This is a genomic window from Streptomyces sp. NPDC047315, from assembly GCF_040643215.1.
Classification (GTDB): Bacteria; Actinomycetota; Actinomycetes; order Streptomycetales; family Streptomycetaceae; genus Streptomyces.
On the sequence record NZ_JBEYTZ010000079.1, the window covers coordinates 1 to 8,299 of the forward strand.

2 protein-coding genes are annotated in these 8,299 nt (G+C 74.1%); both read left to right on the top strand.

Going from position 1 to position 8,299, the window contains the following annotated elements:
* The coding region (locus ABZ842_RS38430; RefSeq protein ID WP_361548421.1) for an SDR family NAD(P)-dependent oxidoreductase at nucleotides 1–1,715 on the top strand (1,715 nt) is incomplete at its 5' end.
* Between the two features lie 6 nt (nucleotides 1,716–1,721).
* On the top strand, nucleotides 1,722–8,299 hold a 6,578-nt coding region (locus tag ABZ842_RS38435; protein WP_361548424.1), incomplete at its 3' end, for a type I polyketide synthase.

The following is an 8,299-nucleotide window of genomic DNA, read 5'->3' on the forward strand; positions in this document are numbered from 1 at the left end:
CGACCGGTGGCCGTGGTGTGGACGTCGTGCTGAACAGCCTGACGGGCGAGTTCATCGACGCCTCACTACGACTCCTCACCGACGGCGGCCGGTTCGTCGAAATGGGCAAGACCGACCTGCGGAACGCGACCCGTCTGCCGGACACCGTCTCCTACCGGGCGTTCGACCTGCTGGCCGACAACACCCCCGACCGGCTCGGCGACCTGCTCGCCCACCTCGCCGGGCTGCTCGCCACCGGCGCACTGCCACCGCCGCCGGTGCAGGAGTGGCCGTTGGCCCGAGCTCGCGATGCCCTGCGCACCATGAGCCAGGCCCGGCACACCGGCAAACCCGTGCTCCGGGTGCCCCCGCGCCTCGACCCCGAAGGCACCGTCCTCATCACCGGCGGCACCGGCACCATCGGCGGCGCCGTCGCCGAACACCTGGTCCGCACCGCCGGCATCAAGCACCTGCTGCTCCTCAGCCGCCGGGGCCCGGCCGCACCCAACACCGCGGACCTGGTCGAACGGCTCCGAGCCGCCGGCGCCGACGTCACCGTAGCCGCGGCCGACGTCACCGACCCCGCCGCACTCACCGCCGCGATCGACGCCATCGACCCCGCGCACCCGCTGACCGGGGTCGTCCACACCGCCGGCGCACTCGACAACGCGATGGTGCCCGCGCTCACCCCCGAACGACTCGCCCGAGCCTGGGACGCCAAGGCAGCCGCAGCGGCCCGGCTGCACACCGCCACCGCCGACCGCAGGCTGGGCATGTTCGTGCTCTGCTCCTCCTTCGCCGCTGCGCTCGGCACGCCCGGACAGGCCAACTACGCCGCGGCCAACGCGTACTGTGACGCGCTCGCCGCGCACCGCCGCGCGGACGGCCTGCCCGCCGTGTCCATCGGCTGGGGCCTGTGGGGCGAGGCCAGCGGGCTGACCGGCCGGATGAGCGAAGCCGACCTCGCCCGCATCGACCGCTACGGCATCAAGGCCAACAGCACCGACGACGGGCTGGCCATGCTGGACGCCGCGCTCGCCAACGGCGCACCCGCGCCCCTCGCCCTCGCCCTGGACACGACGACCCTCGCCGCCCAGCCGCCCGGCACCACCCCCGCGCCGCTGCGCGCACTGGCCGCCGCCGGAAACCGGCCGGCCCGGGCCACCGCCGCGGCAGCGAACGCCCCCGCAGGCCTGACCGCGCGCCTCGCCGCACAGACCCCCGACGAGCGCTACCGCAGCCTGCTCACCCTGGTACGGGAGCAAGCCGCGACCGTCCTCGGGCACGCACACACCGGCGCCGTACCGGAGGACGCCTCGTTCAAGACCCTCGGCCTGGACTCGCTGACGGCCGTCGAACTGCGCAACCGCCTGTCGGCCGCCACCGGACTGCGGCTGCACGCGGCCCTCGTCTTCGACTTCCCGGAAGCTGGACTGCTCGCCGGCCACCTCGCCGAACGCCTCGCCCCCGCCGCACCGGCACCGGCCGGTCCCCGCCCGCCGGACCCGATCACCGCCGAGGTCAGCAGGCTGGAGAACCTGCTCGCCACCGTGGACACGGCCGGTCTCGACGCGGACGCGGTCACCGCCCGGCTGGAGACGCTACTCGCGAAGTGGAAGGCCGGGCACGCCCCGCGGACCGCCGCGCCCGGCGAGGAATCCAGCGCCGCCGAACGGCTCCAGGGCGCCGACGCCGACCAGATCTTCGCCTTCATCGACAACGAACTGGATGTGTGAGGGCCGGTGACCAAGCCCGCGAACGAAGAGAAGCTGGTCGACTACCTCCGCCGGGTCACCGCCGAACTCCACGACACCCGGCTGCGACTGCGCGAAGCGGAAGACCGCCACCACGAGCCCGTGGCCGTCGTGGAGATGGCCTGCCGCTACCCCGGCGGCGTACGGACCCCCGAGGACCTGTGGGACCTCGTCGTCGACGAGCGCGACGCCATGGGCCCCTTCCCCGAGGACCGCGGCTGGGACCTGGACCGGCTCTTCCACCCCGACCCCGACCACCCAGGCACCAGCTACGCCGACCGGGGCGGGTTCCTCTACGACGCAGCCGCCTTCGACCCCGACTTCTTCGGCATCAGCCACCGCGAGGCCCTGGTGATGGACCCGCAGCAGCGGCTGCTGCTGGAGGTCTCCTGGGAACTGTTCGAACGGGCCGGGATCGACCCGCTCTCCCTCAAGGGCAGCCGCACCGGGGTCTACGTGGGGGCCGCCCTGCCCGGCTTCGACGCGGCGCACTCCGACAGCGCCGCCGAAGGCCACCTCGTCACCGGCAACGCGCCCAGCGTGCTGTCCGGGAGGCTGTCGTACACCCTCGGTCTTGAGGGGCCCGCGGTGATGCTGGACACCGCCTGCTCCTCCTCGCTCGTCGCCGTCCACCTCGCATGCCACGCCCTGCGCCGGGGCGAGTGCACCCTGGCCCTGGCCGGCGGCGTGACCGTGATGCCGCAGCCCAACGTCTTCACCGAGTTCTCCCGGCAAAGGGGCCTGGCCGCCGACGGAACGTGCCGGCCGTTCTCCGCTGACGCCGACGGCACCGCGTTCTCCGAAGGCGTCGGCGTCCTGCTGCTGGAGCGGCTGTCCGACGCACGGCGCAACGGCCACCGGGTGCTCGCGCTCGTCCGCGGCTCCGCCGTCAACCAGGACGGCGCCAGCAACGGCCTGACCGCCCCCAACGGGCCCTCACAACAGCGCGTCATCCGCCAGGCCCTGGACAGCGCCCGACTCGCCCCCGCCGAGGTCGACGCGGTCGAGGCGCACGGCACCGGCACCCGACTCGGCGACCCCATCGAAGCACAGGCCCTGCTGACCACCTACGGCCAGGACCGGCCCGCCGACCGGCCGCTGTGGCTCGGCTCCGTGAAGTCCAACATCGGGCACACCCAGGGCGCGGCGGGCGTCGCCGGCGTCATCAAGACCGTCATGGCCCTGACCCACGAGACCCTTCCGCCCACCCTGCACGCCGAGGAGCCAACGCCGCACGTCGACTGGGAGCCCGCAGCCGTACGGCTGCTGACCCAGCCGGTGCCCTGGCCCCGCGGGGAACGCGTCCGACGAGCCGGCGTCTCGTCCTTCGGCATCTCCGGCACCAACGCGCACCTCATCCTGGAACAGCCGCCCGAGCCGACCGAGCCTCCAGAGGCGCCAGAACCCCCGACCGCTGATCACGACGGCGCGCCCGCACCGCTCCTCGCCTGGCCCCTGTCGGCCCGCAGCCGCCCCGCCCTACGCGCCCAAGCCCGAGCCCTCACCACCCACCTGGCCGACCGGCCCGCACTGGCCCTCACCGACGTCGCCTGGTCCCTCGCCCGCACCCGCTCCGCCTTCGAACACCGCGCCGTCCTCCTCGACACCGGCCCCCACCCGCTCACCGAAGCCCTCGCCGCCCTCGCCGCCGGCGAACCCCACCCCGGGCTCGTCACCGCGGACGACCCCGCCACCACCGGCGGCACCGCGTTCCTCTTCACCGGCCAAGGCAGCCAGCGCCCCGGCGCCGGACGGCAACTCCACCGCACGTACGCGGCGTTCGCCACCGCCTTCGACGACGTCTGCGCCCTGCTGGACCCGCTGCTCGGCCGGTCCCTGCGCGCGCTCGTCCTCGACGCGGACGACGACACCGGCCGGGAGCTGCACCAGACCCGGTACACCCAGGCCGCGCTGTTCGCCGTCGAGACCGCGCTCTTCCGGCTCGTCGAGTCCTTCGGCCTGACCCCGACCCACCTGATCGGCCACTCCGTCGGCGAGATCACCGCCGCCCACGCCTCGGGCGCACTCACCCTCGCCGACGCCTGCGCCCTGGTCGCCGCCCGCGGCCGGCTCATGCAGGCCCTGCCCACGGGCGGTGCGATGGCCGCCGTCGAAGTCCCCGAAGAACACGTGTTGCCACTCCTCGCCGAAACCGACGGACGCGCCGCTCTCGCCGCTGTCAACGGCCCCGCGTCCGTCGTCGTATCCGGCGACGCGGACGCCGTCGACACGATCGTCCAAACCCTGCGTGCCCGGGGCCACCGCACCAAGCAGCTCCGCGTCAGCCACGCCTTCCACTCCCCGCACATGGACCCGATGCTGGCCGAGTTCCGCGCCGTCGCCGCCGGCCTCGACACCGGGCCCCCGCGCATCCCCACCGTCTCCAACCTCACCGGCCGACTCGTCGACGCCGCCCTCCTCGCCGACCCCGACTACTGGGTCAGGCACGTACGCGAACCCGTGCGCTTCCACGACGGCGTACGCACCCTGCACGCCGAAGGCGTCACCCGCTACCTGGAACTGGGCCCCGACCCCGTACTGACCACCATGGCCGAGTCCAGCCTCGCCGACGCACCCCGACAGCCGGGCGCCGCACCACTGTTCGCACCCGTACTGCGCAAGGGCCACGACGAGACGCACACCCTCCTCACCGCACTCGCCGCCGCCCACGTGCACGGTGCCGCCGTCGACTTCGCCGCCGCACTTCCGGCCGCCGCCGCACCCGTACCCCTGCCCACGTACCCCTTCCAACGGCGCACCTACTGGCGGCCCACGCCCCGGACCAGCGGCCACGTCCCCGGCCAGCGCGCCTGGGGCCACCCCCTGGCCGCCTCCGCGGTCGACCAACCGGACGGCGGGCTGCTGCTCACCGGCCGGCTGTCCCGCCGCACCCACGGCTGGCTCGCCGACCACGCGATTGCCGACAGCGTGCCGCTGCCGGGCACCGCGTTCCTCGAACTCGCCCTCACCGCCGCGCGGGCCGCCGGCTGCCGAGCCGTCGAAGACCTCGCCCTGGAAACCCCGCTGCTGCTGCCCGCCACCGGCGCCGTCGACCTCCAGGCCGCCGTCGGCCCCGCCGACCAGGCGGGCCGCCGCACCCTCACCGTCTACTCCCGCACGGCCCCCGAAACCGGCGCCGCATCCGACGACGGGGACGCAACCGACCCGACGGCCCCCGAGTCCCGCTGGCAGCGGCACGCCGCCGGCACCCTCACCGACGACGGCCGCCCCGCACCGCGGCCCGCCCCGCCCGGTACTCCGTGGCCGCCCACCGGCGCGACCGAACTCGACGCCACCGGGCTGTACGAAGCCCTCGCCGACCAGGGCTACCGCTACGGACCCGCGTTCCGCGGCGTCAAGTCCCTGTGGCGGCACGGCGAAGCCCTGTACGCCGAAGTGCACCCGGCACCCGGACACGGCGACGACGCCGCCGCGTACGCCCTGCACCCCGCCCTCCTCGACGCCGCCCTGCACCCCGTCGACGAGACCTGGCGCAACCAGCCCGGGCCCGACGGCACCACCGACGCCGTACGCCTCCCGATCTCCTTCGGCGACGTCCGCCTGCACACCACCGGCGCGACACGGCTGCGCGTCCACATCACCCCCGCAGGCCAGGACGCCGTAGCCCTGGAACTGTCGGACCACGACGGCAACCCCGTCGCCTCCATCGGCTCCCTCGGCTTGCGTGTGGTCTCCGCGGCCCAGTGGCGCTCCAGCCGCGCGACCGACGCAGACACCGCCGTCGCACGCGCCCTGCGCCGGGTCACCTGGCAGCCGCTCCCGCTGCCGCCTCCGGCGCAGCCCGCCACCCGACGCTGCGCCGTACTGGCACCCGCAGACCCGGGAACGCGGGGCGCCGGCGAAGCCCACTCCGACCTCACCGCCCTGCTCGTCGCCGAGCCCGCCCCCGACCTCGTCATCGCCCCCTTCACCACCCCGGACGACGAGGCAGCGAACCCGCCCGAAACGGCCCGCACCCAGGCACACAGACTTCTCGACCTGCTCCAACAATGGCTCACCGACCCATCCCCGGCCGCTGCCCGCCTGGTGATCCTCACCCACAACGCCGTCGCCACCGACCCCGCCGACCCGCCCGCCGACCTGACCACCGCGCCCCTGTGGGGCATGGCCCGATCCGCCCAGGCCGAACACCCCGGCCGGATCCTGCTCGTCGACACCGACGGCACCGACGCGTCACACCGAGCCCTGCACACGGCACTCACGACCGCCGAAGCCGCCGGCGAGACCGAATGCGCCCTACGCAACGGCCGGCTGACCGTCCCACGGCTGACCGAAGCACCCGTCGCACCCGACGCCGCACCACCCGCCCTCGACCCCGAAGGCACCGTCCTGATCACCGGCGGCACCGGAGCCCTCGGCCGCCTCACCGCCCGCCACCTCGTCACCCGACACGGCGCCCGCCACCTGCTGCTCGCCAGCCGCCGTGGCGAGACCGCCGAAGGAAGTGCCGAAACCACCGCCGAACTCACCGGCCTCGGCGCACGCGTACGCACCGTTTGCTGCGACACCACCGACCCCGAAGCCCTCGCCCGACTCCTCGCGGACGTCCCCGCCGACCACCCCCTGACCGCCGTCGTCCACACCGCCGGCATCGTGGACGACGCCCTCGTGGCCACCCTCGACCCCGCCCGACTCGACGCCGTCATGGCCGCGAAGACGAACGGCGCATGGCAACTCCACGAAGCCACCCGAAACCGGGACCTCGCCGCGTTCGTCCTCTACTCGTCGGCCGCCTCCGTACTCGGCAACGCCGGCCAGGCCAACTACGCCGCCGCCAACGCCTTCCTCAACGCTCTCGCCGAACACCGCCACGGGCAGGGACTGCCCGGGCTCTCCCTCGCCTGGGGCATGTGGCAGGCGCCCGGCGGGATGGCCGAACAACTCGACGACGCCGAACGCGCCCGCATCACCCGCTCCGGCATCGCGCCCCTCACCCCCGACCAGGGCTTCGCCCTCCTGGACCGCGCACTGGCCGGGGACGACCCCGTCCCCGTGCCGATCCGCCTCGACCGCACGACACTGCGGAACCTCGCCACCGCCGACGCCCCGCCGCCGATGCTCCGCGCCGTCACCGGCATACGAACGCCCCGGACCACCACCTCCGCCTCCCTGCTGGACCGGCTGGCCGGCCTCCCCGAAGCCGAGCAGGACCGCCAGCTGCGCGCGGTGGTCCGCGAACAGACCGGCACCGTCCTGGCCCACCCCGACCCGGAAGCCCTGGACCTGAGCCGCGCCTTCCTCGACCTGGGCCTCGACTCGCTCACCGCCCTGGAGTTACGGAACCGGCTCGGCGCCGCCACCGGAGTCACGCTCCCCGCCACCCTCGTCTTCGACCACCCCACCCCCGACGCCCTCGTCCGCTTCCTCCACACCCGACTCGGCGCAGCCACCTCCGCCGCCCCGGCGCAACCCCGGCCCCACGGCACGGTCGCCGCACCCACGGACGAACCACTCGCCATCGTCGGCATGGCCTGCCGCTTCCCCGGCGGCGTCACCTCGCCGGACGTGCTGTGGGACCTGGTCGTCGAAGGGCGCGACGCGGTCGGCGCGTTCCCCACCGGACGCGGCTGGAACCTCACGGAACTCTTCCACTCCGACCCCGACCACCCCGGCACCAGCTACGCCCGCCAAGGCGGGTTCCTCCACGACGCCGACGCGTTCGACGCCGACTTCTTCGGCATCAGCCCGCGCGAAGCGATCGCGATGGACCCGCAGCAGCGGCTGCTGCTGGAGACCGCCTGGCAGACCTTCGAATCCGCCGGGCTCGACCCCGCCGACCTGCGGGGGAGCCGGACCGCGGTCATCACCGGAGTCATGTACGACGACTACGGCTCGCGCTTCCTCGGCCGCGCCCCCAAGGGCGTCGAGGGCCGCCTCATGCCGGGCAGCACGCCCAGTGTCGCCTCCGGCCGGGTGTCGTACACCTTCGGCCTGGAAGGTCCCGCGATGACGGTGGACACCGCGTGCTCGTCATCACTGGTGGCGGTGCATCTGGCGGCGCAGGCGCTGCGGCAGGGGGAGTGCTCCCTGGCACTGGCGGGCGGCGTGACGGTGATGGCCACGCCCAACACCTTCGTCGAGTTCTCCCGGCAGCGCGGCGTGTCAGAGGACGGCCGGTGCAAGGCGTTCTCCGCGGCGGCCGACGGCGTCGGCTGGTCCGAGGGGGTCGGGTTGGTGTTGTTGGAGCGGTTGTCGGATGCGCGGCGGCTTGGGCATCGGGTGTTGGGGGTGGTGCGTGGTTCGGCGGTGAATCAGGACGGGGCGAGCAATGGTTTGACGGCGCCCAATGGTCCGTCGCAGGAGCGGGTGATTCGGCAGGCGTTGGGTCAGGCGGGGTTGTCGGCGTCCGAGGTGGACGTGGTGGAGGCGCACGGTACGGGTACGCGGTTGGGTGACCCGATCGAGGCGGGCGCGTTGTTGGCTACGTATGGGCAGGAGCGGGCGGATGGTCGTCCGTTGTTGTTGGGTTCGGTGAAGTCGAACATCGGGCACACGCAGGCTGCTGCGGGTGTGGCGGGTGTGATCAAGATGGTGATGGCGATGCG